We start from the raw sequence: 24,785 nt of genomic DNA, 5'->3' as shown, positions 1-24,785 counted from the left end.
CGGCAACAATGGACTTTGGTCTGTTTGACTGCTTACAGCGCGTAAACCAAGCCCCTCTCCAGGCGCCCGGTCGGGCCGGATTCGGTCGCAAAAACGCTCCAGCGCCCTATTGCGCAATTCCCCGAATCGCTGGATCACGATTCCATGAAACAGACAGCCTTCCTCTCCCAGCCCCTGACGCTGGACCCCGCGTGGATCGACTATAACGGTCACCTCAACATGGCCTTCTACTCAGTCCTCTTCGACCGCGCGGTCGATCAGGTGTGGGACACCTTCGGCCTCGGCGACGGCTACAGGGCCGAACGGAACATGACCACCTTCGCCGGCGCCTTTCAGGTGCACTATCTGCGCGAGCTGAAACTGGGCGACGCGGTCACCTCGACCTTCCAGATCCTCGACCATGACGACAAACGCGTTCACTCGTTCCAGGAACTGCGCCATGTCGACGGCTGGCTGGCCGCCACCGGCGAAACGCTGCACCTGTCCATCGACGCCTCCGGCCCGCGCGTCGCCCCCTTCCCCGAGGACGTGCTGACCCGGATCCGTGCGATGGCGGCCGATCACGCCGCGCTCCCCCGGCCCGAAGCCGCCGGTCAGGGCATCCGCATCCGGCGGAAACAGGCCCGCGGCGCCTGATCGCGCACGCTTTTGCTTTTGCAGGCCCGCAACTCTGCTAGAGTGCGCCGGAACGAAATTTGGGCTCGAAATGACCAGATACGAATACAAGGTGGTCCCGGCACCCTCGCGCGGGACAAAGGCGAAGGGCGTGCGCTCGCCCGAGGGCCGCTTTGCAGTCACCGTCGAAACGGTGCTGAACGAAATGGGCGCTCAGGGGTGGGAATACCAGCGCGCCGAACTGCTGCCCAGCGAGGAACGCTCGGGCCTGACCGGCAGCACCACCAACTGGCGCAATGTGCTGGTGTTCCGCCGGGCCTTGAGCGCCGATGCCGCCGAGGCCCCGGTGCGCCAGAGCCATGTCGCCGATACCGGCCTGCCGCCCCTTGGCGGCGTCGAGCGCACCGCCCCGGCCATTGTCCCGGCGGCCGCCAATTCCGAACCGCTGCGCGCCCGCGCCCCCGAACCGGCCACGGCCGTCCGCACGCCGCCGCTCGTCGCCACGAAGACCGACCGCGAGATCGTGGAAGAGGACGAGGACGACGAGGAAGACGACAGCCCCGATCCAGGCTTTCCGACGTCGGGTATCGAGAAAGTGATGCGGTTCACCGCCCGCAACCGCAAGCCTGAATAGCTCAGGCGCCGATATCCAGCGACAGCGCGTGGATGCGCCCGACAAGATCGGCCCCCAGCGCCGAATGCACCGCACGATGGCGCGCCACGCGCGACATCTCCTTGAAATGGGGGGCGCGGATCAACACATTGAAATGGCTCTCCCCGCCCTCCTGATACCCCGCGTGGCCACGATGCCGCTCGGAATCATCGACAACCTCAAGCTGTGTCGGCGCAAAGGCCGACCGAAGACGTTCCCTGATCTGGACGGCCACGCCGGCCCCTGTTGTTTCTTCCAAAAAAGTCACCACACCCTCTTCTATCTGACGCCGCATACACTAGACTGTGGCCTCCGAGTCGAAAAGATGTGCCCGGAGGTATCCCGCCGTGACCAAACCTGACCCGTTCGGATTCGACATGTCCGTCTCCGCGTCCAAGAAAAAGAACCCGCGCGGTCGGCGGGGGATGACAGGTGCGTCCGAAACTTCGGTGCGTCAGTGCCAGCACGAGGGCTGCGAAGAGGCCGGCAAATACCGCGCGCCCAAGGCGCCCGACGTGCTGGACGACTACTTCTGGTTCTGCCAGCAGCACGTCCGCGAATACAACCTCAAGTGGAACTTCTTCGACGGCACGACCGAGGCCGAGATCAACGCGCAGCAGACCAAGGACAAGGTGTGGGAACGCACCACGCGGCCGCTGGGCGACCCCGAGGCGCGCGCCTGGGCACGCCTCGGGATCGAGGATCCGATGCAGGTTCTGGGCGCCAACGCGACCCAGAACCCGGGCCGCCGCTCTTCCGGGCGGCGCCTGCCCCCGACCGAAAAGCGCGCCATCGAAATTCTCGATGCCGGCGACCACTGGACCAAGACCGAAGTGCGCAAGGCCTACAAGGCGCTGATCAAGGTGCTGCACCCCGACATGAACGGCGGCGACCGCAGCCAGGAAGAGCAGCTGCAGCAGGTGGTCTGGGCCTGGGATCAGATCAAGGTCAGCCGCAACTTCAAGGACTGACCGCAAACCTCTGATCAGGCTGGCTGAAACACCAGCGACACGCCGTTGAGGCAATGCCGCATCCCGGTCGGCGGCGGACCGTCATCAAAGATATGCCCCAGATGCGACCCGCAGCGGCGGCAATGGCACTCCGTCCGCACCAGGAACAGCAGCTTGCGGTCGGTCTTCGTCTCGATGGCGTTGTCGAGCGGCCGGGTGAAGCTGGGCCAGCCGGTGCCGCTGTCGAACTTGTCCTTCGAGGAATAGAGCGGCAATTCGCAGCCCCGGCACAGGTAGGTGCCTTTGGCCTTGCTGTCGTGCAGCGGCGAGGAAAAGGCCTTTTCCGTCGATTCCTCGCGCATCACCGCATATTCCAGCGGCGTCAGCATCGCCTTCCATTCGGCCGTGGTGCGATTGACCTCGAAACTGCCCCCGGCCGCCATCAGCCGCGTTGCGGGCGCCACCATCGGCGCCAGCAACCCCGCGCCGAGGGTGAGAAGAATTCGTCTGCGTTGCATTGCGGATCTCCTTTCCTGAAAAGGACGCGCCGCCCGTGCGGTGGTGCACGGACGGCGCACGTGCTGTGCACGCATTACTTATACACGATGGGCGGGCTCTTACTCAGCCGGCAGAAGCACCGCGTCGATCACATGAATGACACCGTTCGACTGGTCCACGTCGGCGATGGTCACGGTCGCCGTTCCGCCACGCTCGTCGGTCAGGATGATCTTGTCGTCCTTCACGCTGGCCTTCAGCACACAGCCGCCCACGGTCTTGACGTCATGGCTGCCGCCGTCGTCCTGGATCATCTTGCCGATGGCATCCGACATCGCGTCGGCCGCAACGACATGGCAGGTCAGGATCTTGACCAGCATGTCCTTGTTCTCGGGCTTCAGCAGGGTGTCGACGGTACCGGCCTCAAGCTTGTCGAAGGCTGCGTTGGTCGGCGCGAAGACAGTGAACGGTCCTTCGCCCGACAGCGTCTCGACCAGACCGGCGGCCTTGACGGCAGCGACCAGCGTGGTGTGATCCTTCGAGTTCACCGCGTTTTCGACGATGTTCTTGTCGGCATACATCTCTGCACCACCCACCATCGGGTTCTCGGCAGCATTGGCAGCAAAGGCGGTCGTACCTGCGATCAGGGCGGCAGCGGCGATTCTGGTAAAGTTCATGTCTCTCTCCTCTCAGATGTCCGGCGTTCATGCCGGATGTGACAGGAGATACGGAGCGGTGCGGCCATAAGTTTCATTTGAGCGCATCACGTTATGTTCAGCGCCTCGGCATTGATCCGGCACCGCGCCGCACTATCCGCGCTCAGGCGCGGCAGACGCTCCGTCCCTCTTGCCCTTGCCCGGGATATGGTGCACCACGTGCCCGTCCGGTAAGCGGCCGGGCATACAGAACAGGGACGAAGGTCATGGCCGAGGGCGCAATCGAGAGCAACGCGAAACCCACCGAAGAGATTTCGGTGCACGATGTCTTCGGCATCGACACACCGATGATCGTCAAGGGTTTTGCCGACCGCACCGACCGCGTGCCCGAGATAGACCCGACCTACAAATTCGACCCCGACACCACGCTCGCCATCCTGGCCGGCTTCAGCCACAACCGCCGCGTGATGATCCAGGGCTATCACGGCACGGGCAAATCGACCCATATCGAACAGGTCGCCGCCCGCCTCAACTGGCCCTGCGTGCGCGTCAACCTCGACAGCCACATCAGCCGGATCGACCTCATCGGGAAGGACGCGATCAAGCTGCGCGACGGCAAGCAGGTGACCGAGTTCCACGAGGGCATCCTGCCCTGGGCGCTGCGCAACCCCGTTGCCATCGTCTTCGACGAATACGACGCCGGCCGCGCCGATGTGATGTTCGTGATCCAGCGCGTCCTGGAACATGACGGCAAGCTGACCCTGCTCGACCAGAACGAAATCATCACGCCGAACAAGTACTTCCGCCTGTTTGCCACCTCGAACACCGTCGGCCTTGGCGACACCACCGGCCTCTACCACGGCACCCAGCAGATCAACCAGGCCCAGATGGACCGCTGGTCGCTGGTCGCCACGCTGAACTATCTCAGCCACGATGCCGAAGTCGCCATCGTCCTCTCGAAGGCGCCGCATTACAACAATGAGAAGGGCCGCCGCACCGTCAGCCAGATGGTGACGCTGGCCGATTTGACCCGCACGGCCTTCATGAACGGCGACCTGTCGACCGTGATGTCGCCCCGGACCGTGATCACCTGGGCGCAGAACGCCGAGATCTTCCGCAACACCGGCTATGCCTTCCGCCTGTCGTTCCTCAACAAGTGCGACGAACTCGAACGCCAGACGGTGGCCGAGTTCTATCAGCGCTGCTTTGACGAGGAACTGCCGGAAAGCGCCGCTTCCGCCAGCCTGAAGTAAGGCCGCCCCGATGGGGGCGAGGACATGATCGTCGGCAAGCGCAAGAGCGCGCTTGCCCTGCTGTTCAGCATGCACGGATCCGTCGTGCCCCGTATCGCGCCTGGCGTTCTGGCCGTGACTCTGTTCAGCGCGGCGGTTGTCTGGCTCGACAACCAGTTTCCGATCCTGCACCACACCGAGGCTGCGGCCTTCGCGATCTTCGGCATCGCGCTGTCGCTGTTTCTCGGCTTCCGCAACAACGCCGCCTACAACCGGTGGTGGGAAGGCCGCAAGCTGTGGGGCCGGATTCTGGCCGAGGCGCGCGCCCTTGGCCGCGAGGCCGAGGTGTTTCTTGCGCCAGAGGCCAGCCAGCAACTGGTGCGCCACATGCTGGCCTTCGTGCACCTGCATCGGCTGACCCTGCGCGCCCTGCCCGCCGATGACGCCGCCCGCGCCTGGATGACTCCGACGCAGCAGGGCGCGCCGCATCCGCCCTGCGCGGCGCTGGACGATATCGCGCACCTGCTGAGCACGGAACAGAAGGCCGGCCGGCTCGACGGCTTCGGCGCCCGCGCCCTGACCGGCTGGGCGGCATCGCGCTGGCGCAGGCCGGCTGCGAGAGGATCGCCAATACACCCCTGCCCTTCGTCTATTCGCTGCTCGTCTTCCGCACCTCGGTGGTCTACTGCCTGCTCAGTCCGCTTGGCCTGATCGACGCGGCCGGCTGGCTGACCCCGGTTTTCACCGCCATCATCGCCTATGTGTTCTTCGGCCTCTCTGAGGTGACCGAAGAGCTTGAGCACCCCTTCGGCGACACCGGCAACAGTCTGCCGCTCGATGCAATGTGCCGCGCGGTCGAGATCGCGCTGGTGCCCCGTCTCGGCCTGCCCGCGCCCGAACCGATGAAACCGATTGGCGACCTGCTGACCTGAGGCCGCCGCGCCGCAGGCGACACTTCATCTCAAAGTTTTCATAACGCCCATTTGACGGGCGGCATTTCCATGACAATGCTGCAATCATGGGCACAAAAAGAACGATTGCCTTTGCGCTGTTCCTGCTCCCCGGCATGGCCGCCGCCGGTTCCGACCCGCTCGTCTCCACCTTCGCCACCTGCACGGGTCGCCTGTCCGCATTAATGGAACATCAATGGCTTGTCTCCAGCCCCGAGGCCGATGCCACTCGCGCCCGCCGGGACGGGATGGAGACACTGCTGGCTGCGATCACCCCGCCCGAGACCGCGCCGCAGGTGCTGGCCCGCAGGATCGAGGCGAAATACGCCATGTCCCGCCTGCTGACGCGGGTCGCCTTCAACCGCGACCGCACCGACGCCGCCCGCGCGGCCCGGCGCGTCGAGGTCCAGATCGCCAGCTGCAACGCCCTGCTCCTCGGCTGATCCCGATTGCGCCCCGCCGCGCGTCACGACAGACTGCGCTGCACATCAAGAGGGGAACCACATGCATATCGGGCTGATTGGCGGCATCGGCGTGGCGGCCACGGTGGTCTATTACCAGCGCCTGACGGCGGAGATGGCGCGACGGAACGAAAAGCTGGACCTGACCATCGTCCATGCCGACGTGCACGACCTGATCCGCAACAACCTGGCCGACAACCGCGCCGAACAGGCGGCCATTTATGCCCGGCTGATCGACCGCCTGAGGGGCGCGGGGTGCGACTGTGCCGCGATCACCTCGCTCGGCGGGCATTTCTGTTTCGAGGAAACCGTGCCTTTGTCCTCGCTGCCACTGGTTTCGGCCGTCGCGCCGCTGGACGCCTATTTCGCCGAAGAGGGGCTGGCCACCGTCGGCCTGCTTGGCACCCGCGTGGTGATGCGCACGCGGCTCTACGGACAGTTGCACAGGACGAAAGCGGTTGCACTGGACGACGAGACCGAAACGCTGGGCCAGACCTATCAGGAGATGGCCGTCGCCGGCCATTGCACCGCCGCGCAGCGCGCGCTCTTCCTCGACGCCGGCGCGCGGATGGTGAACGATCTCGGTGCCGACGCCATCGTTCTGGCCGGCACCGATCTCAATCTTGCCTTCGACGGGCAGGCGCCCGGCTATCGTGTGATCGACGCGCTGGACGTGCATGTCGCCCTGCTCGCCGATCTCGCCACGGGCCGGAAAGCCCTGCCCTGAGCGATCAGGCCGCCTTGGCCTGATCCGCCGCGCGCGCGCCCTTCAGCAGGTCGGCCCACCAGTACAGCTCGTCGATCAGCGCCTTGGCCGAAGGGGCCAGCACGTCGTCGATGTCCGACACCTTGGCATCGGCATTGCCGCCCAGCGGGTGCACCTTCATGAACTCGCCACCGCCGATGTGCACGGCCGAAGCCACATTGACCATCCGCAGTTCCACGGCAATGCCGCGCAGATGCTCGACCGCACGGGCTGCGCCGGTCCCGCCATAACCCACCACGGCGGCAGGCTTCTTGCCCCATTCGACAAAGGCCTGATCCAGGGCGTTCTTCAGCGCCCCCGAGATCGAATGGTTGTATTCCGCCACGATGAAGACATAGCCGTCATATTTTGCCAGATCCTCCTGCCATTTCAGCGCCTTCGGGTCTTTCGACGGCATCCATTTGTTCGACGCCATCTCGTCGAAGAACGGCAGGTCGTATTCGGCCAGATCGAGGATGTCGACGCTCATGCGGCCATCGGCTTCGATCTTGTCCTTGATCCATGCTGCGGGCTTGTCACCAAAGCGGGTGGGACGTGTGGTGCCGATGATGACGGCGATGCGGGGGGTGCTCATGACTGTCTCTCCTTGGGGGATGGTTTCTGTTGGTAACCTAGGATAAAGTGGTGCCCGAACGAACCTCAAGGAGGCACCTTCATGAAACCGGCCCAGAATGCCGTCCACCTGCACACAGCGCCTGTGCATGACAGCACAGCGGCGCCGGATGACCTGCATTTCGGCGATTCCAAATGCACCGTCGTCTCGGACATGCTCTCGCGCATCGGCGACAAATGGTCGGTGCTCGTGGTCAGCTATCTCGGCCGCGGCCCGAGGCGATTCAACGAGCTGAAGAAGACGATCGGAGGCATCAGCCAGAAGATGCTGACGACCACCCTGCGCAATCTCGAACGCGACGGCTTTGTCACCCGTACGGTGATTCCGACCCGCCCCGTCTCGGTGGAATACGAGCTGACCGAGCTCGGTCACTGCCTGCTGGTCCCGGTTCAGGCCCTGGCGGAATGGACCATCGCCAATATCGCGCGCATCGATGCAGCCCGCGCGGCCTATGACGCGCGCAAGGGCGGCTGATCCGGCGCAGATTCCGTGGCGGGCGCACTGGCCAAGCCCGAGGAATGGCCTTAGGTTGCCGCCCAAATCCCTACTGCCGGAACCGCCATGGCCTCGCATTCAGACAATCCCGCCGATCCCTTCAAGAAGGCCCTGGCCGAGGCCACCAAGGTCATGGCCAACGACCCCGAGCTGACGGTCAGCTATTCGGTCGATCCCTCGGGCCTGTCCGGCGAGAACATGCGCCTGCCGCAGGTCAGCCGCCGCATGACCCGCGACGAGGTTCTGCTGGCGCGCGGCACCGCGGATTCGCTGGCGATGCACCGCAAGTATCACGATGACGCCACCCATGCGCGCTATGCCCCGCCCGGCGACATGGCCCGCGATCTCTACGAGGCGATGGAAGTGGCCCGCTGCGAGGCGATGGGCGCCCGCGACATGCCGGGCACCGCCGGCAACATCGACGCCAAGATCGGCAACGACGCCCAGCGCAAGGGCTATGACCAGATCACCAAGACTTCCGAGGCGCCGCTGGCCGTCGCCGCCGGCTACATGATCCGCCAGATGGCCACAGGCCGCGACCTGCCGCGCGGCGCACAGAACGTGCTCGACCTCTGGCGCGGCTTCATCGAGGATCAGGCCGCCGGCACCCTGGAAGACGTCCGCGGCCTGCTGCACGATCAGGCCGCCTTCTCGCGCCTCGCCCGCCAGGTCATCAAGGACCTCGGCTATGGCGACCAGCTGGGCGAGGATCCGGACGCGGAGGATGACAACGACGACCAGGCCGAGGAGGACTCGCAGGACGATCAGGAGCCCGACAGCACCGGCCAGGACAGCGACGACGACCAGGAGGCCGACGCCGATCCCGAGCGCAGCCAGGACGAGACCTCGGACCAGGCCGAGGCGCAGGTCAGCCTGGACGACCTCGCCGAACAGGACATGGGCGAAGACGCCGAGATGCCCGATGGCGAGGCGCCGCTCGAACCGCCCGCCCCGCCCCCGGTCAGCGACGCCGATCCGCTCTACCGCGTCTTCCGCACCGAATACGACGAAGAGATCGCCGCCGAGGAACTGGCCGATCCGGCCGAACTCGAGCGCCTGCGCGCCTATCTCGACCAGCAGCTCGAACCGCTGAAGGGCGCGGTGTCGCGGCTGGCCAACAAGCTGCAGCGCCGGCTCCAGGCCCAGCAGAACCGCAGCTGGGAGTTCGACCGCGAGGAAGGCATCCTCGACGCCGGCCGCCTGGCCCGCGTGGTCGCCAACCCGACGACGCCGCTGTCCTTCAAGGTCGAGAAGGACACCGAGTTCCGCGACACCTGCGTGACCCTGCTGCTCGACAACTCAGGCTCGATGCGCGGGCGGCCCATCTCGATCGCGGCGATCTGCGCCGACGTTTTGGCGCGCACGCTGGAACGCTGCAACGTCAAGGTCGAGATCCTGGGTTTCACCACCCGCGCCTGGAAGGGCGGCCAAAGCCGCGAGGCCTGGCTGAACGAGGGCCGCCCGCAACAGCCCGGACGGCTCAACGACCTGCGCCACATCGTCTACAAATCGGCCGACGCGCCCTGGCGGCGGACCCGGCCGAACCTCGGACTGATGATGAAGGAAGGCCTGCTGAAAGAGAACATCGACGGCGAGGCGCTGGAATGGGCCCACCGCCGAATGATCGGGCGGCGCGAACAGCGCAAGATCCTGATGGTGATTTCCGACGGCGCCCCGGTGGACGATTCGACGCTGTCGGTGAACCCCGCCAACTACCTGGAAAAACACCTGCGCGACGTCATCGCCATGGTGCAGAAGCGCAAGCTCGTCGAACTGCTCGCCATCGGCATCGGCCACGACGTGACCCGCTACTACGACCGTGCCGTGACGATCACCGATGTCGAACAGCTGGCCGGGGCGATGACCGAACAGCTCGCCGCGCTGTTCGACAACGATCCGCGCGCCCGCGCCCGGGTCATGGGAATCCGCAGGGCAAGCTGATTTCCTCCGCCGCGGCCCAAGATACCGGAGGACGCCAGGCGCCGCGCCCCTGTCTTCTCTGGTTTCCAAACACCTCGGGGGGAGTCGCCCGGAACGGGCGACGGGGGGCAGAGCCCCCCTTGTCCCTCGCCCCAGATGACGCCGCCGATTGTGTCGCGCTCCCGTAAGGCGGGGTGCGTCCCGCGGTCGGATAATCGGTCCCGGACGTGTCCTGGATCCTCACTCCGGAAAAATGACGCTTTATCAATGGATTGACCCCCCGTCCCAGCTGGGACGCTGCTTTTGGCCCATGTCTCGCCCGCAATCTCCACCCTTGAATCCCCCTGCCGAAGCGGGTTTTCTCCGCCCATTCCCGGAAAGGCGATCCCATGTTCCAGACCTTCGACGTCACCGCCCGCCCCGAACAGGGCCCGCCCCGCCTCGCCGCCCTGCGCGCCGAGATGGCCCGTGAAGGCGTGGACGGCTTCCTCGTCCCCCGCGCCGATGCCCATCAGGGCGAATATGTCGCCGACTGCGACGCCCGGCTCGCCTGGCTGACCGGATTCACCGGGTCCGCCGGCTTCTGTGCCGTTCTCCCCGATATCGCCGGCGTCTTTGTCGACGGCCGCTACCGCACCCAGGTGAAGGCGCAGGTCGCACCCGAATTCACTCCCGTCGACTGGCCCGAGACCCAGCTCACCACCTGGCTGTGCGACCACCTTCCCGACGGCGGCCGCGTCGCCTTCGACCCATGGTTGCACACCGTCGCCGAGGTCGAGAAATGGGCGCCCCTCGAACAGGCGGGCATCCGCATGGTCCGCTGCGACAACCTCGTCGACCGCATCTGGGCAGACCGCCCGGCCCGTCCGATGAACCCGGTCAAAGCGCATCCGCTCGAATTCGCGGGCGAACCGGCCGCCGAGAAATGCGCCCGCCTCGCCGCCACCCTGCGCAAGGCCGGTCAGGACGCCGCCGTCCTGACCCAGCCCGATTCGATCATGTGGCTGCTGAACATCCGCGGCTCGGACATCGCCCGCAATCCGCTCGCTCAAGGGTTCGCCATCCTGCGCGCCGATGCCACCGTCGATCTTTACATGGAGGCGCGCAAGCTGACCGAGGTCCGCGGGCATCTGGGCGAGAATGTCCGCCTGCACGCGCCGGATGACTTCCTTGGCGACCTCAGGGCCTTCACCGGCACCGCGCGCATCGACCCCAACAGCGCCCCGCAGGCCGTCGCCGACGCACTGGCGTCCCGGGCGGTGCAGGGCGACGACCCCTGCGCCCTGCCCAAGGCGCGCAAGAATGCCGCCGAAATCGCCGGCACCGCCGAGGCCCACCTGCGCGATGGCGCCGCAATGGTCGAGTTCCTCGCCTGGCTCGACGCGCAGCCGCCGGGCAGCGTGACCGAAACCCAGGTTGTCACACGGCTCGAAACCGCCCGCCGCCGCGACAACGCACTTCAGGAAATCAGCTTTGATACGATTGCCGGCACCGGCCCGAACGGCGCGGTGATCCACTATCGCGTGACCGAGGAGACCGACCGGCTGCTGGAGCCGGGACACCTGCTGGTTCTCGACAGCGGCGGCCAGTATCTGGACGGCACCACCGACATCACCCGGACCATCGCCATCGGCTCGCCCGGCGCGGAAGAGCGCGCAGCCTTCACCCGTGTGTTGCAGTGCATGATCGCCATCTCGCGCCTGCGCTGGCCGCGCGGCCTGGCCGGCCGAGACATCGAGGCGATCGGACGGATGCCGCTCTGGCTCGCCGGACAGGACTTCAATCACGGCCTCGGCCATGGCGTCGGCGCCTATCTCAGCGTGCATGAAGGGCCGCAGCGCCTCTCCCGCCTCAGCCACGTGCCGCTGGAACCGGGCATGATCCTGTCGAACGAGCCCGGCTATTACCGCGAAGGCGCTTTCGGCATCCGCATCGAAAACCTGCTGGTGGTGCAACAGGCGGCGCCCCTGTCCGGCGGCGACCCGGAACGGCATTTCCTCGACTGGCGCACCCTCACCTTCGTTCCGATCGACCGCCGGCTGATCGAGACAGCCCTGCTCACCGCCGGCGAACGCGACTGGCTGAACCGTTATCACGCGGACGTTGCCGAAAAGATCGGCCCGCGGGTCGGCGAAACGGCAAGAAGGTGGTTGGAAGCGGCGACCGCGCCGCTGTAGGGTGAGCCCAAAGCCTGCTCACCTGGGAGAACCGAAATGGCCGCTCACATCACCATCCGCAAGGCACCGGGCACATGGAGCGTCCGATCCGGCGGCGCCGTGCTGGGCGAATCGACTGCCGCGCTGGAGCTCCTCGAAGGGGATTACCCGCCGGTGATCTACTTCCCGCGCGAAGACATCGCCATGGCTTTCCTGGACAAGACCGCCAAGACCAGCCACTGCCCCCACAAGGGCGACGCCAGCTACTACTCTATTGTCAACAAGTCCGCGACGCTGGAAAATGCCGCCTGGAGCTATGAGGACCCGTTAGAGGCCATGGCCGAGATCAAGGGGCACCTCGCTTTTTACACCGGCGAAAAGGTCACGGTCGAACGCATCTGACGCGCAGCCGCCCTATTCGTCCAGCGAGCCATGGATCGCAAACTGTTCGATATCGGCGGCGTTGGCGCTGATGGTGCGGAAGCTTTCGCGCACCCCGGCCTCGGTCAGCTCGCGCGAGACCGTCAGCAGCGTGTTCGGGTCGTGCCCATCGCACAGTTCGGCCATATGGGCTATTTCCTCTCGGGCCACGCGCAGGGCGGCCTCGAGCGACGGGGCACCGTAGACCTCGACGAAATGCTGCGCGAGCGCCGCTTCCAGCGCCGCCTGCTCTGCCGGTTCGATCTGCGTCACCGCAACAAAGGTGACACGGCCAAAGGTCTCGACCCCCAGCCAGCCATTGGCGAAGGCCTGCCGCGTCTTGCCGGCCAGATCAGCCTCGGTGAAATTCGAGAACTCGAACCCTCCCGATATGCACCATTCCCCGGTCCGCGCTGGCGAGTGGAACACGTTCATGTCGCTTTCGTCGAAATGGATCGCCCGCGCCAGGTTCATGGCCCCTCCTCCACCAGCGCCGCCAGGGGCACCAGATGCGTTGTGTCACCGTCCCTCAGGAGCATCCCGAAACGCTCGTCGGTGCCCATGAATGTCCCGGCGCGTCCGGCGACCTCTGCCGCTTCGTTCACCCCCCAGACCAGCCCCGACCATTCGGCGTGCAGGGGCCGGTTGCCCTCGTCGCTCCACCGGTTCAGCCAGACCAGCATGTGCCGCGCATAGGCTTCCAGCAGCCCCACAGGATCGATCTCGGCGCAGCCCTCGTCATAGAGCGACGTCACGTCCGGAGTGTCTCCCGGCGCCTCGACCAGCCGGATCAGCGCCAGGTCGACGCCCACCACCAGCCAGCCGGGGATTTCGTCTGGATTCAGGGTATTCGCGAACAGTGTCAACGCTCCGCAAGAGCCGCCGTTCACGCGTACGCGCCCGTCCCACTGAAGATGCACCGCCACCTCGGGAGGGGCCAGTGCGCCCAGCGCATTCTGCAGGCCCACGCCGCAGACCACCAGCATCGCCGCCGCTTCGGCCAGTGGCACCTCGGGGGCGAAGATCACCGCCGCCCGCAGGCGGTCGGCCTGCACCGAATGCACCACGGTGCCCGCATCGCAACCTGCCTCGGCCATCTCGCAGGCCAGCACGAAGGGGTCGCGCCCCTCCGCATCCAGCCCGGTCAGCAAAGGCGGGAACTGCGGCTCGCTCATGCCAGCCCTTGAGCCACCAGCGTCTTTGCCACCTTGCGGAAGGCCGCTGCCTGCGGACTGTCCGGGGCCGAGGCGACAATCGGCGCACCGCTGTCTGCCGCGACCCGGATGTCGAGATGCAGCGGGATTTCGGCCAGCAAGGGCACGCCCAGCTTCGCCGCTTCCTTTGCCACGCCGCCGTGACCGAAGACATGTTCCTCATGCCCGCAGTTGGAACAGATATGCGTGCTCATGTTCTCGATCATGCCAAGGATCGGCGTCTTCATCTGCCGGAACATGTCGATGGCCTTGCGCGCATCCAGCAGCGCCACGTCCTGCGGCGTGCTGACGATGATCGCCCCCTCGACCTGGAACTTCTGCGTCAGCGTCAGCTGCACGTCACCGGTGCCGGGTGGCAGGTCGATCACCAGCACGTCCAGCGCGCCCCATTGCACCTGGTTCATCATCTGCTGCAACGCGCCCATCAGCATCGGCCCGCGCCAGACGACCGCCTGATCCTCGTTGGTCATCAGCCCCAGCGACATCATGGTGACGCCGTGGTTGCGCAGCGGCAGGATGGTTTTTCCATCCGGGCTCGCCGGGCGCCCCGAGACCCCCAGCATCCGCGGTTGCGACGGCCCGTAGACATCGGCATCGAGCAACCCCACGCGCCGCCCCTCGGCGGCCAGCGCCACCGCGAGGTTGGCCGAAACGGTCGACTTGCCAACACCGCCCTTGCCACTGGCAATTGCGATGATCCGGTCGACACCGGGCACCGGCTGAGGCCCCTGTGGCGCGGCGGGTTTCTTTGCGGCCTTGAGATCCGGCGGCGCCTTGGCCGAATGCGCGGTCATCATGGCCGAGACCTTTTCCGCCCCCAGCGCCTTGACCCGGCGCTCGGCCTCGGCGCGCACCGGCTCCATCGCCTGCGCGCGGGCCGGATCGATTTCCAGCACGAACCTCACTGCGCCGCCCTCGACCGTCAGCGCCCGCACGATTCCGGCCGAGACAATATCCGTCCCGCTGGCCGGGTCCGCGATCTGTTTGAGTTCCGCAAGAACCTCGTCGCGCGTGACCACTTATTCGGCCCCCTTGATCGTGCCGGTCACAGTGTGCTGCACGTCCAATCCCTCGACCGTCAGCACCACCTTGGCCTCATAGCTCTCGCCGGCCTTCGCGCCCTTCTTGCGCAGACCCTCCTCGATGGCCTGCTGGCTGGTGACGCCGACCTGCTTGAGAAACTTGCGCATCGACATGTTGAAATCGTCGCTCATGTCCGTTCTCCTTCGTCTGACCTGATGATTGACGCGGCGGCCCCGCGCCTTCTAGGGTCGATCCATGCGGATGATCCTGTTGTGCCTGAGCCTGCTGGCAAGCGCCAGCCCCATCGCCGCGCAAGAGGCGCTGGGCCTTGCCGCGCCCGCGGCAGTGGTCGAAAGCGGGCTGCTGGACTACCTGCTGCCACGCTTCTCGCTCAAGACGGGTGTCCGCGTCGTGGCTGATCCCGAAGGAGCCATGTCGCTCAGCGAAACACCACCCGGAACGCCGGTCTTTGCCGGCGCGGGGATCACCTGGCATCTGCGCCCGGGCGACGATCCGCGGGCGGCGCGCTTTCTCGACTGGCTCACCTCCGACATCGGCAAGCGCACCGTCGACAGTTTCGAAGCCGGCGGCGCGCACCCCTTCTCGGCCGATCTGACGGCTCCCCAGGAAAAGGTGACTGTCGACTACGCGGGGGATGCACGGCGAGGGGCGGAGGTGTCTCAGGTGCAATGCGGCCGCTGCCATGTCATCGGCACGCAGGACCGCAACAAGGGTATCGGCTCGACCCCCTCCTTCGCGGTTCTGCGCAGCTTCGAGGACTGGGACGACCGGTTCATGACCTTCTACGTCCGCAAGCCGCATGCGGCCTTCACCCAGATTGCCGGGGTGACCGAACCCTTTGACGTTTCGCGCCCCTCGCCCATCGCTCCGGTCGAACTGGAGCCCGAGGATATCGACGCGATCCTCGCCTTCGTGGCCGCCATCGGCCCTGCCGATCTGGGCGCGCCGCTGCACCTTCAGTGATCCCGGCGCTTGCTGAGGTAGTCGTCGGTGGTGCGCGGTTTCGGCCGGTCCGGCCCTTTGAACGGGTTATCCTGGCTGTGATACTGCGCCTGGATGCGGCAGTTGTCGCACATCTGGATCATGCGCGCCGTCGATGAGGTGGCGAACATCGGGTGCTTGCCCGCCAGCTTCTCCATGATCCGCTCGACAGTCGATTTCACCCCGAACAGCGCGCCGCATTCGACGCAGGCGAAGGGCTCTTCCTCGTGCAGGACGATTTGGCGCAGCGCTCCATCCGACAGGTCGAGCCGCGGCTCGAGCGTGATCGCCGTTTCCGGGCAGATCGTCGCGCAGATGCCGCATTGCAGACAGGCATCTTCCTGAAAGCGCAGCTGGGGCATGTCCGGGTTGTCCATCAGCGCGCCCGAAGGGCAGAGCGACACGCAGCTCAGACACAGGGTGCAGGCGTTCGTGTCCACCAGAACCGCGCCGTAGGGGGCACCCTGCGGCAGTGTAATTGGCGACTCAGGCTTTGGGTTCAAAGCCTTGGCAGCCATTCTTGCGACCTGCCGGCGGTTTCCCATGACCAGCACGGTATCCTGAGAAACCTCCGCTTTCTCAGCGTTATAGAGTGCATCGCTCATGTCGTCCGGATCGACCACGTTCAGGAGCGACACCTTGCCTTGCCCGGCAATCGCCTCGGCCAGAAGCAGTTCGCGGTCGAGGGCATCCCGCTCGGTTGTCGGCGAGGCCAGCACGGTGACCGCGGCAAAGCCGACCGCCAGCGCCGCCAGCATCTCGGCATGACCAAAGCCCGACACCGTCCGCAATTCCAGCGGAATGACGTCCGCAGGCAATCCGCGTCCGAATCGCGCTGCCAGGCGGATCATCTCGGCCCCGTGCGCTGTATGAACCAGCAGGCGCGGGGCGCTTCCACCCGCGCGTGAAAAGGTCGTCGCAAGCACCTGCATGCGGTTAACTAATTCACCCAGTGCCGGATCTTCCGCGGTGATCGCGGTGGAGGGGCACAGCGCCGCGCAGGCCCCGCACCCCGCGCAGACCATCGGATCGATGGTCACATGATCGCCCGCCGGGGTGATCGCCCCGGTGGGACAGGCGTCCAGGCAGCGCGAACAGCCCACCTGCCCGGCGCGGGAATGCGCGCAGAGCGCTTCCTCCAGCCGCACGTAAAGCGGTTTCTCGAAGGTCCCGACCAACTGGCCCGCCTCGAACGGCAGCCGCGCCACGGCCAGCGGATCACGCGGATCGGCCCGCAGATAGCCTTCGCGCTTGTCCCAGGCCTGCACGAAGGGCGTGCCGCCCGTCAGGTCGATCAGGACATCGCATGAGGAGATGCCGCCATCCTGCGGGTCAGACAGGGAAAACCCGCCCCGTCCTACTGGCACCACCTGTTGCAGCGCGTCGATGGTCACCTCGAAACCGCCCAGCGCGCCCCTCACCCGCTTGAGCCGTCCGCGCACCACGTCGAAATCGCGCCGCGCGGGAATTTCCTCGGCATCGGTCAGCAGCACCGTCACCGCCAGTGTTTCCGCCAGCTGTCCGGCCAGCGGCAGCGTCACGGCGCCCGCGCCGACGATCAGGCAGACGCCGTCGCTCTGCACGTCCAGCGCACGGACGGACGCGGCGGGCAGCATCGCCTCTGCCGCGAGCGCCGCCATCTTGGCCGTTGCGTCGCTGCCGTCGGACCAGCCGGCCCGATCGCGCAGATCCACAAAACCCGGGACCTCGCCCCCCACTTCCTCGGCGAGGGCTGTGAAGACAGCGCTTTCCTGCTGACAGGCGATCACAACCTCGCCTTCGGCGATGAACTCTGCCGCCCGGGCAACTTCGCGCGTGCAAAGCGCGGTATGGACCCGCGAACAGCTCAGCCCGGTCGCCTTTGCAATTCCCTCGGGATCGACCGCCTGAGAGCCGCCGCAGTTGCACAGAATCAGCTGCCTGGTCATTTTCTGCCACTCCCATCCCTGGCCGGCTCGAACCCTAGCGCGCATGAGTCGCCATGTTCCAGCCCGAACTGGTAAGAAAATCTGTGTGATTAACCGCATTTGGGCTTGGTCGGCGGGAAAGTTTGCCGCATAATTCTTCTTGGAGCAGGAAATCCGACCTGCGTGGAGGCACGTTTTGACCCGGACCGGCACAAGATCTGTGCAGATGCCGCTTGGTGTCGTTCTTCGGCGCACGCCGGGGGTGACACGCTGGGCAAAATGGTACTGGGAAGCCGTCGCCGTTCTGCCTGGGGCTGGACCGGCCAGATGGAAGGAACTGCGGCGCGAGGGCGAAGCGCTCGAATTCCACGCCGCCACCGTTCCCCTGACGCTGTGGATCACCGATACAGAGGCCTACCAGGTCAATCTCGCCGATAGCCCGCCGTCGATCTATGTGATCATCCGCAAGGAACCCGATGGCGACATGCCGCTGACCGTCTCTCTGGCCACCGCCTCGCCCTACGAGGCGCAGGACTACGCAGACAACGGCGAAGACATGGTGGAAAAGGTGCCGATGCCCGCCGGTCTCGTCGCCTGGGTGCAGGATTTCACCGACGCGAATCACGTCGAGGAGGAATTCGTCAAACGCCGCCGCGACAAGTTGCGCACCGACCGGATCGAGGACGGACGCGGCGATCTGCGAATCCGTCAGGACAGCGACGTTTACCGCGCCCCGCGCCGGGTGCCGTCATGAACGCGCCCCGCGATTTCTGGTCGCGCCGCCGCGCGGCGGTGGAGGCCGAGACCGAGGCAGAGCGGAAGGCCGAGGCCGAGCGTGCGCTGGCCGCCGAGATGGCGGAGCTGGAAGAGCGGTCCGACGCCGAAATCCTGGCCGAACTTGACCTGCCCGATCCCGACACCCTGAAATCGGGCGACGACGTGATCGCCTTTATGGCCCGCGCGGTGCCCGAACGAATCCGCCGGCGCGCCCTGCGCAAGCTTTGGCGGCTGAACCCGGTTCTGGCCAATCTGGACGGGCTGAACGACTACGACGGCGACTATACGGCCGTGTCGGACGCGCCTGTGCTGACCACCTATCAGGTCGGCAAGGGGCTGCTGGCCCATGTGCAGGAGATGGCACGGCAGGCAGAAGCCGAAACGCAAGTCGCCGTGGCCGACGACCCCGCGGTCGAGATCGAACCGGTGGTCGTGGAAGAGCCGGCGGCCGAGCCGGAAGCGCCGCAGGCCGACGTCGAAACCGACCCGCCGGTTCGCGCGCCCCGCAGAATGCGCTTCGCCTTTGACACCGTTCCTCAACGCGGTGAGGCGTCATGACCCAGCCTGCCCTGCAAAACCAGCCTGTCGCGGATGAAGACCGCCTGCGCGCCGATCTCTACAATTTCCTGGGCGTGTTGCTTGCCGCGCCGCCGGATCAGCTGCTGCTCGATCAGGCCGCCGGACTGAGCGGCGACGACAGCCCGCTGGGCGAGGCGATCTCAGGTCTGGCGCGTGTGGCGAAGGTGACCAAGCCGCAGGGGGCCGAACGCGAGTTCAACGCGCTGTTCATCGGTCTCGGCCGGGGCGAGTTGCTGCCCTATGCAAGCTATTATCTGACCGGTTTTCTGAACGAAAAGCCGCTGGCGCAGCTGCGCGCCGACATGTCCGCCCAGGGCATCACCCGAGCGCCGAACGTCTACGAGCCCGAAGACAACATCGCCTCGCTGATGGAGATGATGGGCGGGATGATCGTCGGTCGGTTCGGCACACCGGTGCCGCTGGCCGCCCAGAAGGCGTTCTGGAGCCGGCATGTCGGCCCCTGGGCCGGGCATTTCTTCGCCGACCTCGAAAAGGCGAAAAGCTCGGTGCTCTACGGCTCTGTCGGAGCGGTGGGGCGGATCTTCATGGAGATCGAGAAAGAAGGATTCAAGCTTGCCGCGGGCTGATCTGCGGCGAGCAAGGGACTGAACGGACGAACCAGAAAGAGGAGCCAGGTGATGAGCAACCCAAGCGACGAGCGCGCCAGCCGGCGTGATTTCCTGAAGCTGGCCGGCACCGCCGCCCCCGCGGCGGTGGCCGCCGTGGCGCTGTCAGGCACCGAGGCGCAGGCCGCGGCCGAACCGGTGAACGAGAACCGGATGCAGGACACCGCCCACACCCGCGCCTATTTCGAGAGCGCCCGCTTCTAGGCCAGCCATATCGGCCCGGCACCGGGCCGCATTCCAGTATACCAAGCGCGCCGGCGGATCCGGCCAGCACGGGAGGATTAGAAACATGCTTCGGAGAAAGACCAGCGGGACAACGCGACGCCCGCAACGCACCGGCATCCTGTCCCAGGTCAGCGAGGCCACGGTGGACCGCCGCGCCTTCCTGCGTGGCTCGGGTCTCGCGATCGGCGGACTGGCCGCAATCGCCGCCACCGGCGGCACCGTGACCCGCGCCTCGGCGCAAACGGCCGCCGATGCCGCCGTGACGAACGTCAAATCGATCTGCACGCACTGCTCGGTCGGCTGCACGGTGATCGCCGAGGTCCAGAACGGTGTCTGGACCGGTCAGGAGCCCGGCTGGGACAGCCCGTTCAACCTGGGCGCCCATTGCGCCAAGGGCGCCTCGGTGCGCGAGCACGCCCATGGCGAGCGGCGGCTCAAGTATCCGATGAAGATGGAAGGCGGCGTCTGGAAGAAGATCAGCTGGGAAACCGCGATCAACGAGATCGGCGACCAGATGATGAAGATCCGCGACGAAAGCGGCCCCGACTCGGTCTATTGGCTCGGCTCGGCCAAGCATTCGAACGAGCAGGCCTATCTGTTCCGCAAGTTCGCCGCCTACTGGGGCACGAACAACGTCGACCACCAGGCGCGGATCTGCCACTCGACCACCGTTGCGGGGGTTGCGAACACATGGGGCTACGGCGCCATGACCAACAGCTACAACGATATCCACAACTCCAAGGCGATCTTCATCATCGGTGGCAACCCCGCCGAGGCACACCCCGTGTCGCTGCTGCACGTGCTGAAGGCCAAGGAGCAGAACAACGCGCCGCTGATCGTCTGCGATCCGCGGTTCACCCGCACGGCGGCCCATGCCGACGAGTTCGTCCGCTTCCGCCCCGGCAGCGACGTGGCGCTGGTCTGGGGCATCCTGTGGCACATCTTCGAGAACGGCTGGGAGGACAAGGAATTCATCCGCACCCGTGTCTGGGGCATGGACCAGATCCGCGAGGAAGTCGCCAAGTGGACGCCGGAAGAAGTCGAGCGTGTCACCGGCGCGCCGGGCAGCCAGCTCAAGCGGGTGGCGATGACGCTGGCGAACAACCGTCCGGGCACCGTGATCTGGTGCATGGGTGGGACACAGCACAGCAACGGCAACAACAACACCCGCGCCTACTGCGTGCTGCAGCTGGCACTGGGGAACATGGGCGTCGCCGGTGGCGGCACCAACATCTTCCGCGGCCATGACAACGTGCAGGGCGCGACCGACCTTGGCGTTCTGGCCGACACGCTGCCCGGCTACTATGGCCTGGCGGCCGGCAGCTGGGCGCATTGGGCCCGCGTCTGGGAGGAGGACCTCGACTGGCTCAAGGCCCGGTTCGACGTCATGCCCGGCGCCGGCAAGGACGGCAAGGACCGCCTGATGATGGAAGAGACCGGCATCCCGGTCAGCCGCTGGATCGACGGTGTTCTGGAAGCGAAAGAGAACATCGACCAGCCGAACAACACACGGGCGATGGTGCTCTGGGGCCATGCGCCCAATTCGCAGACCCGCATGAAGGAAATGAAGACGGCGATGGAGAAGCTCGACCTCATGGTCGTGGTCGATCCCTACCCCACCGTCTCGGCCGTGCTGCAGGACCGCACCGATGGCGTCTACTTGCTGCCGGCAGCTACCCAGTTCGAGACGCGCGGCTCTGTCACCGCCTCGAACCGGTCGCTGCAATGGCGTGACAAGGTGGTCGAACCGCTGTTCGAATCCAAGCCCGACCACACGATCATCGCGATGTTCGCCAAGAAGTTCGGTTTCGATGACCGGATGTTCCGCAATATCGCGATGGACGGCGACGAGCCCAATGTCGAGGACATCACCCGCGAGTTCAACCGCGGCATGTGGACCATCGGCTATACCGGCCAGTCGCCCGAGCGGCTCAAGATGCACATGGAGAACCAGCACACCTTCGACCGCACCACGCTGCGCGCCGTGGGTGGCCCGGCCGATGGCGATTTCTACGGGATGCCCTGGCCCTGCTGGGGCACGCCCGAGATGAACCACCCGGGTTCAGCCAACCTTTATGACATGTCGATCCCGGTGGCCGAAGGCGGCATGGGCTTCCGCGCCCGGTTTGGCGTGGAATATAAGGGCGACAACCTGCTGGCCGAAGGGGTCTACCCGGTCGGATCGGAAATCCAGGACGGCTACCCCGAATTCACCATGCAGATGCTGATCGATCTCGGCTGGGACGGCGACCTCACCGCCGAAGAGCGCGCGAGCATCGAGAAGGTGGCGGGCTATCAGGCACCCGAGAAGGCCGACGAAGGCAAGGAAGAGGTGGGCGAAACCTCGCAGACCGGCGAAAGGCCCTCGGACTACTCCAAGCAGGTCGGCGGCATCAACTGGAAGACCGACCTGTCGGGCGGGATCCAGCGGGTGGCGATCAAGCATGGCTGCGCGCCCTATGGCAACGCCAAGGCCCGCGCGGTGGTGTGGACCTTCCCCGATCCGGTGCCGCTGCACCGCGAGCCTCTCTATTCGAACCGGCGCGATCTGGTCGCGGATTACCCGACCTACGCCGACAAGAAGTTCTGGCGGTTGCCCACGTTGTACAAGACGATCCAGGACAAGGATTTCTCGGAAGAATACCCGATCATCCTGACCTCGGGCCGTCTGGTCGAATACGAAGGCGGCGGCGACGAAACCCGGTCCAACCCCTGGCTGGCCGAACTGCAGCAGGACATGTTCGTCGAAATCAATCCGCGCGACGCCAACAACCTCGGGGTGCGCGACAAGGCGCAGGTCTGGGTGGAAGGCCCGGAAGGCGGCAAGGTCAAGGTGATGGCGATGGTGACCGAGCGTGTCGCCAGTGGCGTGGCTTTCATGCCCTTCCACTTCGGCGGCCATTTCGAAGGCAAGGATCTGCGCAGCAAATACCCCGAAGGCGCCGACCCCTACGTTCTGGGCGAAAGCACCAACACGGCGCAGACCTACGGCTATGACTCGGTAACCCAGATGCAGGAGACCAAGGCCACTCTCTGCAAGATCTGGGCAGCGTAAGGAGAACGGACAGATGGGAAGAGCGAAGTTTCTCTGCGACGCCGAGCGCTGCATCGAATGCAATGCCTGCGTGACCGCTTGCAAGAACGAGCATGAGGTGCCCTGGGGCATCAACCGCCGCAGGGTGGTGACGATCCAGGACGGCAAACCGGGCGAGCGGTCTATTTCCGTCGCCTGCATGCACTGTTCGGATGCGCCCTGCATGGCCGTCTGCCCGGTGGACTGCTTCTATCAGACCGAAGAGGGCGTGGTCCTTCACTCGAAGGACCTCTGCATCGGCTGTGGCTACTGCTTCTACGCCTGCCCCTTTGGCGCACCGCAGTATCCGCAGGCCGGCAATTTCGGCTCGCGCGGGAAGATGGACAAGTGCACCTTCTGCAACGGGGGACCGGAAGAGAACAATTCGGCGGCGGAATTCGCAAAATACGGTCGCAACCGGATTGCGGAAGGCAAGCTGCCGATCTGCGCCGAGATGTGTTCGACCAAGGCCCTGCTGGCCGGTGACGGCGACGTGGTTTCGGCCATCTACCGCGAGCGCGTGGTCGCGCGCGGCTTTGGGTCCGGCGCCTGGGGCTGGGGCACCGCCTACGACCAGAAGGGCGGCTGATCAGTGGAGCGGCGGAGCGGCCCCCGCTCCGCCGGTCATCGGGATGTGTCGATTTTCCCGGCCCTGTTGAAGAATTCTGTCTGTTTTCCGCACAGGAGAACGGCCTGCACCAACCCCATCCGGAGAGTGTGATGCGCGCGTTCCTGACCCTGGCCCTTGTCCTGTTCACCTGTCTGCCGGCCGCCGCGCAGGACTCGCCCACCGGCGATGTGCCGCTGTCGCCCGATCCCGTGACCAGCGTGCGCCCCCCCGAGAATGCCGGCATCGCCGCCCGCCCCTCGACCGGCGGCGCGCAGACGCTTGAGGACATCCTGCGCCGCCAGAAGGGCATGGAGGTCGACCTATCCTTCCGCCAGCGCGAGACAGGCGACCCCGACAGCGCCGCCGGCATCGCCAGCCAGCTTGGCACGCGGGGTGGCGCCTCGGACGCAGAGGTGTTCCGGGCGATCCGCTATGGCACCGCGGATGTCACCGTCACCAGCCGCGGCCCCGCCGCCGGGGTGCTGATCCAGGACGGCGGCATGTGGTGGCTGGACATCCGCCGCGGCATCCTGCCCGAATATGGCGCCTGGCTGCTGGGCGGGATGCTGGCCGTGCTTGCTCTGTTCTTCCTGATCCGCGGCCGCATCCGGATCGAGGGGCCCAAGACCGGCATCACCATCACCCGCTTCACTTCCTTCGAACGCTTTGGACACTGGCTTTTTGCCGGCAGTTTCCTGCTGCTTGGCGCCACCGGCCTGATCACCCTGTTCGGCCGCAAGGTGATGATTCCGGCCTTTGGTCACGACAGCTTTTCCGCGCTGGCGATCGGTTCCAAATGGATACACAACAACGTTGCCTGGGCCTTCATGCTGGGTCTGGTGATCGTTGTCATCAACTGGACGCTTCAGAACATCCCCAACCGTCATGATCTGGTCTGGCTGGCCAAGGGCGGTGGACTGTTCACGAAACACTCCCACCCGCCCGCGAAGAAGTTCAATGCCGGTCAGAAGATCATCTTCTGGGCCTGCGTCGTGCTGGGTGTTTCGATCTCCGCCTCGGGCCTGTCGCTGCTTTTCCCCTTCGACCTGCCGATGTTCGCGGACACCTTCCGCCATATCAACACCCTCGGCCTGCCCGAGCTCTTCGGTTATGGCCCGCTGCCCGAACAACTCGCCCCGCATGAAGAGATGCAATACGCCCAGCTCTGGCATTCGATCATCGCCTTTGTCTTCCTCGCCATCATCTTCGCCCATATCTACCTGGGCACAATCGGGATGGAGGGCGCCTTCGATGCAATGGGGTCGGGCGAGGTCGAGCTGCAATGGGCGCGCGAACACCACAACCTCTGGGTCGAAGAGGTGCAGGCCCGCGAGGCTTCGCGCGGCACGGCCACGCCCGCCGAGTAAT

The 24,785-nt window shown here is 65.8% G+C and carries 27 protein-coding genes and 1 pseudogene; 19 read left to right on the top strand and 9 right to left on the bottom strand.

Annotated features, from left to right (window positions below):
• Positions 1-144: 144 nt before the first annotated feature.
• Both ACFO5X_RS16450 and ACFO5X_RS16445 read left to right on the top strand, forming a co-directional pair.
• Positions 145-636 carry a thioesterase family protein gene (locus ACFO5X_RS16450; RefSeq protein WP_380718858.1) on the top strand — a complete coding sequence of 164 codons (492 nt, stop codon included), beginning with the start codon at positions 145-147 and terminating at the stop codon, positions 634-636.
• Between the two features lie 70 nt (positions 637-706).
• The gene (locus ACFO5X_RS16445) at positions 707-1,249 is read left to right on the top strand and encodes a DUF4177 domain-containing protein (protein ID WP_380718856.1); all 543 of its coding nucleotides are present in this window, start codon (positions 707-709) and stop codon (positions 1,247-1,249) included.
• A 1-nt stretch (position 1,250) separates the two neighbouring features.
• Here ACFO5X_RS16445 and ACFO5X_RS16440 read toward each other — a convergent pair whose 3' ends face one another.
• Positions 1,251-1,535: a BolA family protein gene (locus ACFO5X_RS16440; protein WP_380718854.1), complete on the bottom strand. Its 285-nt coding sequence runs from the start codon at positions 1,533-1,535 to the stop codon at positions 1,251-1,253.
• Positions 1,536-1,614: 79 nt separating this feature from the next.
• Here ACFO5X_RS16440 and ACFO5X_RS16435 point away from each other — a divergent pair, with 79 nt between their 5' ends.
• Positions 1,615-2,238: a DnaJ domain-containing protein gene (locus tag ACFO5X_RS16435; protein ID WP_380718852.1), complete on the top strand. Its 624-nt coding sequence runs from the start codon at positions 1,615-1,617 to the stop codon at positions 2,236-2,238.
• A gap of 14 nt (positions 2,239-2,252) precedes the next feature.
• On the opposite strand, the gene msrB is transcribed toward ACFO5X_RS16435, so the two are convergent.
• Positions 2,253-2,735: a peptide-methionine (R)-S-oxide reductase MsrB gene (gene msrB, locus ACFO5X_RS16430; protein ID WP_380718850.1), complete on the bottom strand. Its 483-nt coding sequence runs from the start codon at positions 2,733-2,735 to the stop codon at positions 2,253-2,255.
• 99 nt (positions 2,736-2,834) lie between these two features.
• Positions 2,835-3,389: a fasciclin domain-containing protein gene (locus ACFO5X_RS16425; protein ID WP_380718848.1), complete on the bottom strand. Its 555-nt coding sequence runs from the start codon at positions 3,387-3,389 to the stop codon at positions 2,835-2,837.
• A 245-nt stretch (positions 3,390-3,634) separates the two neighbouring features.
• Between ACFO5X_RS16425 and cobS the strand changes: the two genes are divergently transcribed.
• The 4 genes and pseudogenes from cobS (at position 3,635) to ACFO5X_RS16400 (ending at position 6,738) form a co-directional block, all read left to right on the top strand.
• Positions 3,635-4,621, top strand: coding sequence for a cobaltochelatase subunit CobS (gene cobS, locus ACFO5X_RS16420; protein ID WP_380718846.1), 987 nt, complete (start codon positions 3,635-3,637; stop codon positions 4,619-4,621).
• Between the two features lie 24 nt (positions 4,622-4,645).
• Positions 4,646-5,532, top strand: a pseudogene (locus ACFO5X_RS16415) (bestrophin family protein).
• 86 nt (positions 5,533-5,618) lie between these two features.
• Complete coding sequence (locus ACFO5X_RS16405; protein WP_380718840.1) at positions 5,619-5,993, top strand: hypothetical protein; 375 nt, start codon at positions 5,619-5,621, stop codon at positions 5,991-5,993.
• 61 nt (positions 5,994-6,054) lie between these two features.
• Positions 6,055-6,738, top strand: a complete 684-nt coding sequence (locus tag ACFO5X_RS16400) for an aspartate/glutamate racemase family protein (RefSeq protein ID WP_380718836.1) — start codon at positions 6,055-6,057, stop codon at positions 6,736-6,738.
• Positions 6,739-6,742: 4 nt separating this feature from the next.
• Here the strand turns inward: ACFO5X_RS16400 and ACFO5X_RS16395 are convergent, their stop codons facing one another.
• On the bottom strand, positions 6,743-7,351 hold the full coding sequence (locus ACFO5X_RS16395; protein WP_380718835.1) for an NADPH-dependent FMN reductase: 609 nt from the start codon (positions 7,349-7,351) through the stop codon (positions 6,743-6,745).
• Between the two features lie 81 nt (positions 7,352-7,432).
• On the opposite strand from ACFO5X_RS16395, the gene ACFO5X_RS16390 reads away from it, so the two are divergent.
• From ACFO5X_RS16390 to ACFO5X_RS16375, 4 genes are all read left to right on the top strand, one after another.
• Positions 7,433-7,864, top strand: coding sequence for a winged helix-turn-helix transcriptional regulator (locus tag ACFO5X_RS16390; RefSeq protein WP_380718833.1), 432 nt, complete (start codon positions 7,433-7,435; stop codon positions 7,862-7,864).
• A gap of 87 nt (positions 7,865-7,951) precedes the next feature.
• On the top strand, positions 7,952-9,826 hold the full coding sequence (gene cobT, locus ACFO5X_RS16385; RefSeq protein WP_380718831.1) for a cobaltochelatase subunit CobT: 1,875 nt from the start codon (positions 7,952-7,954) through the stop codon (positions 9,824-9,826).
• 368 nt (positions 9,827-10,194) lie between these two features.
• Positions 10,195-11,982, top strand: coding sequence for an aminopeptidase P family protein (locus ACFO5X_RS16380; RefSeq protein WP_380718829.1), 1,788 nt, complete (start codon positions 10,195-10,197; stop codon positions 11,980-11,982).
• A 36-nt stretch (positions 11,983-12,018) separates the two neighbouring features.
• On the top strand, positions 12,019-12,363 hold the full coding sequence (locus ACFO5X_RS16375; RefSeq protein WP_380718827.1) for a DUF427 domain-containing protein: 345 nt from the start codon (positions 12,019-12,021) through the stop codon (positions 12,361-12,363).
• A gap of 12 nt (positions 12,364-12,375) precedes the next feature.
• On the opposite strand, the gene ACFO5X_RS16370 is transcribed toward ACFO5X_RS16375, so the two are convergent.
• The 4 genes from ACFO5X_RS16370 to ACFO5X_RS16355 are packed head-to-tail and all read right to left on the bottom strand — an operon-like array spanning position 12,376 to position 14,809.
• Positions 12,376-12,855 carry a DUF6505 family protein gene (locus ACFO5X_RS16370; RefSeq protein WP_380718825.1) on the bottom strand — a complete coding sequence of 160 codons (480 nt, stop codon included), beginning with the start codon at positions 12,853-12,855 and terminating at the stop codon, positions 12,376-12,378.
• Positions 12,852-13,556, bottom strand: a complete 705-nt coding sequence (locus ACFO5X_RS16365; protein ID WP_380718823.1) for a biotin/lipoate--protein ligase family protein — start codon at positions 13,554-13,556, stop codon at positions 12,852-12,854. The genes ACFO5X_RS16370 and ACFO5X_RS16365 overlap by 4 nt, the downstream gene beginning before the upstream one ends.
• Complete coding sequence (locus tag ACFO5X_RS16360) at positions 13,553-14,614, bottom strand: Mrp/NBP35 family ATP-binding protein (RefSeq protein ID WP_380718821.1); 1,062 nt, start codon at positions 14,612-14,614, stop codon at positions 13,553-13,555. Before ACFO5X_RS16360 ends, ACFO5X_RS16365 begins: the two co-directional genes overlap by 4 nt.
• Positions 14,615-14,809 (bottom strand): DUF6494 family protein, encoded by a 195-nt coding sequence (locus ACFO5X_RS16355; RefSeq protein ID WP_380718819.1) that lies wholly within the window; start codon positions 14,807-14,809, stop codon positions 14,615-14,617. It abuts the gene before it with no gap.
• Positions 14,810-14,873: 64 nt separating this feature from the next.
• On the opposite strand from ACFO5X_RS16355, the gene ACFO5X_RS16350 reads away from it, so the two are divergent.
• Positions 14,874-15,602, top strand: a complete 729-nt coding sequence (locus ACFO5X_RS16350) for a c-type cytochrome (protein ID WP_380718817.1) — start codon at positions 14,874-14,876, stop codon at positions 15,600-15,602.
• On the opposite strand, the gene ACFO5X_RS16345 is transcribed toward ACFO5X_RS16350, so the two are convergent.
• Positions 15,596-17,548, bottom strand: coding sequence for a 4Fe-4S binding protein (locus tag ACFO5X_RS16345; protein WP_380718815.1), 1,953 nt, complete (start codon positions 17,546-17,548; stop codon positions 15,596-15,598). The two genes, ACFO5X_RS16350 and ACFO5X_RS16345, sit on opposite strands and share 7 nt — an antisense overlap.
• Before the next feature lie 205 nt (positions 17,549-17,753).
• Here ACFO5X_RS16345 and ACFO5X_RS16340 point away from each other — a divergent pair, with 205 nt between their 5' ends.
• The 7 genes from ACFO5X_RS16340 to ACFO5X_RS16310 all read left to right on the top strand — a co-directional run bounded on the left by ACFO5X_RS16340 (position 17,754) and on the right by ACFO5X_RS16310 (position 24,784).
• On the top strand, positions 17,754-18,281 hold the full coding sequence (locus tag ACFO5X_RS16340) for a DUF3305 domain-containing protein (RefSeq protein ID WP_380718813.1): 528 nt from the start codon (positions 17,754-17,756) through the stop codon (positions 18,279-18,281).
• A complete protein-coding gene (locus ACFO5X_RS16335; RefSeq protein ID WP_380718811.1) occupies positions 18,278-18,862 on the top strand; it encodes a DUF3306 domain-containing protein in 585 nt (194 codons plus the stop codon). Before ACFO5X_RS16340 ends, ACFO5X_RS16335 begins: the two co-directional genes overlap by 4 nt.
• Positions 18,859-19,470 (top strand): TorD/DmsD family molecular chaperone, encoded by a 612-nt coding sequence (locus ACFO5X_RS16330; RefSeq protein ID WP_380718809.1) that lies wholly within the window; start codon positions 18,859-18,861, stop codon positions 19,468-19,470. Before ACFO5X_RS16335 ends, ACFO5X_RS16330 begins: the two co-directional genes overlap by 4 nt.
• Positions 19,471-19,521: 51 nt before the next feature.
• Positions 19,522-19,713, top strand: coding sequence for a twin-arginine translocation signal domain-containing protein (locus ACFO5X_RS16325; RefSeq protein ID WP_380718807.1), 192 nt, complete (start codon positions 19,522-19,524; stop codon positions 19,711-19,713).
• 85 nt (positions 19,714-19,798) lie between these two features.
• Entirely contained in the window at positions 19,799-22,789 is a 2,991-nt protein-coding gene (locus tag ACFO5X_RS16320; protein ID WP_380718805.1) for a formate dehydrogenase subunit alpha, read from the top strand.
• A 13-nt stretch (positions 22,790-22,802) separates the two neighbouring features.
• Positions 22,803-23,396 (top strand): formate dehydrogenase FDH3 subunit beta, encoded by a 594-nt coding sequence (gene fdh3B / locus ACFO5X_RS16315; RefSeq protein WP_380718802.1) that lies wholly within the window; start codon positions 22,803-22,805, stop codon positions 23,394-23,396.
• A gap of 131 nt (positions 23,397-23,527) precedes the next feature.
• Entirely contained in the window at positions 23,528-24,784 is a 1,257-nt protein-coding gene (locus ACFO5X_RS16310; RefSeq protein ID WP_380718800.1) for a formate dehydrogenase subunit gamma, read from the top strand.
• The last annotated feature ends 1 nt before the right edge of the window (position 24,785 follow it).

It is taken from the genome of Seohaeicola nanhaiensis, from assembly GCF_042654245.1.
GTDB classification, from domain to species: domain Bacteria; phylum Pseudomonadota; class Alphaproteobacteria; order Rhodobacterales; family Rhodobacteraceae; genus Seohaeicola_A; species Seohaeicola_A nanhaiensis.
Note: the sequence above shows the minus strand (reverse complement) of the source record. Positions and strands in the feature narration are given on the sequence as shown.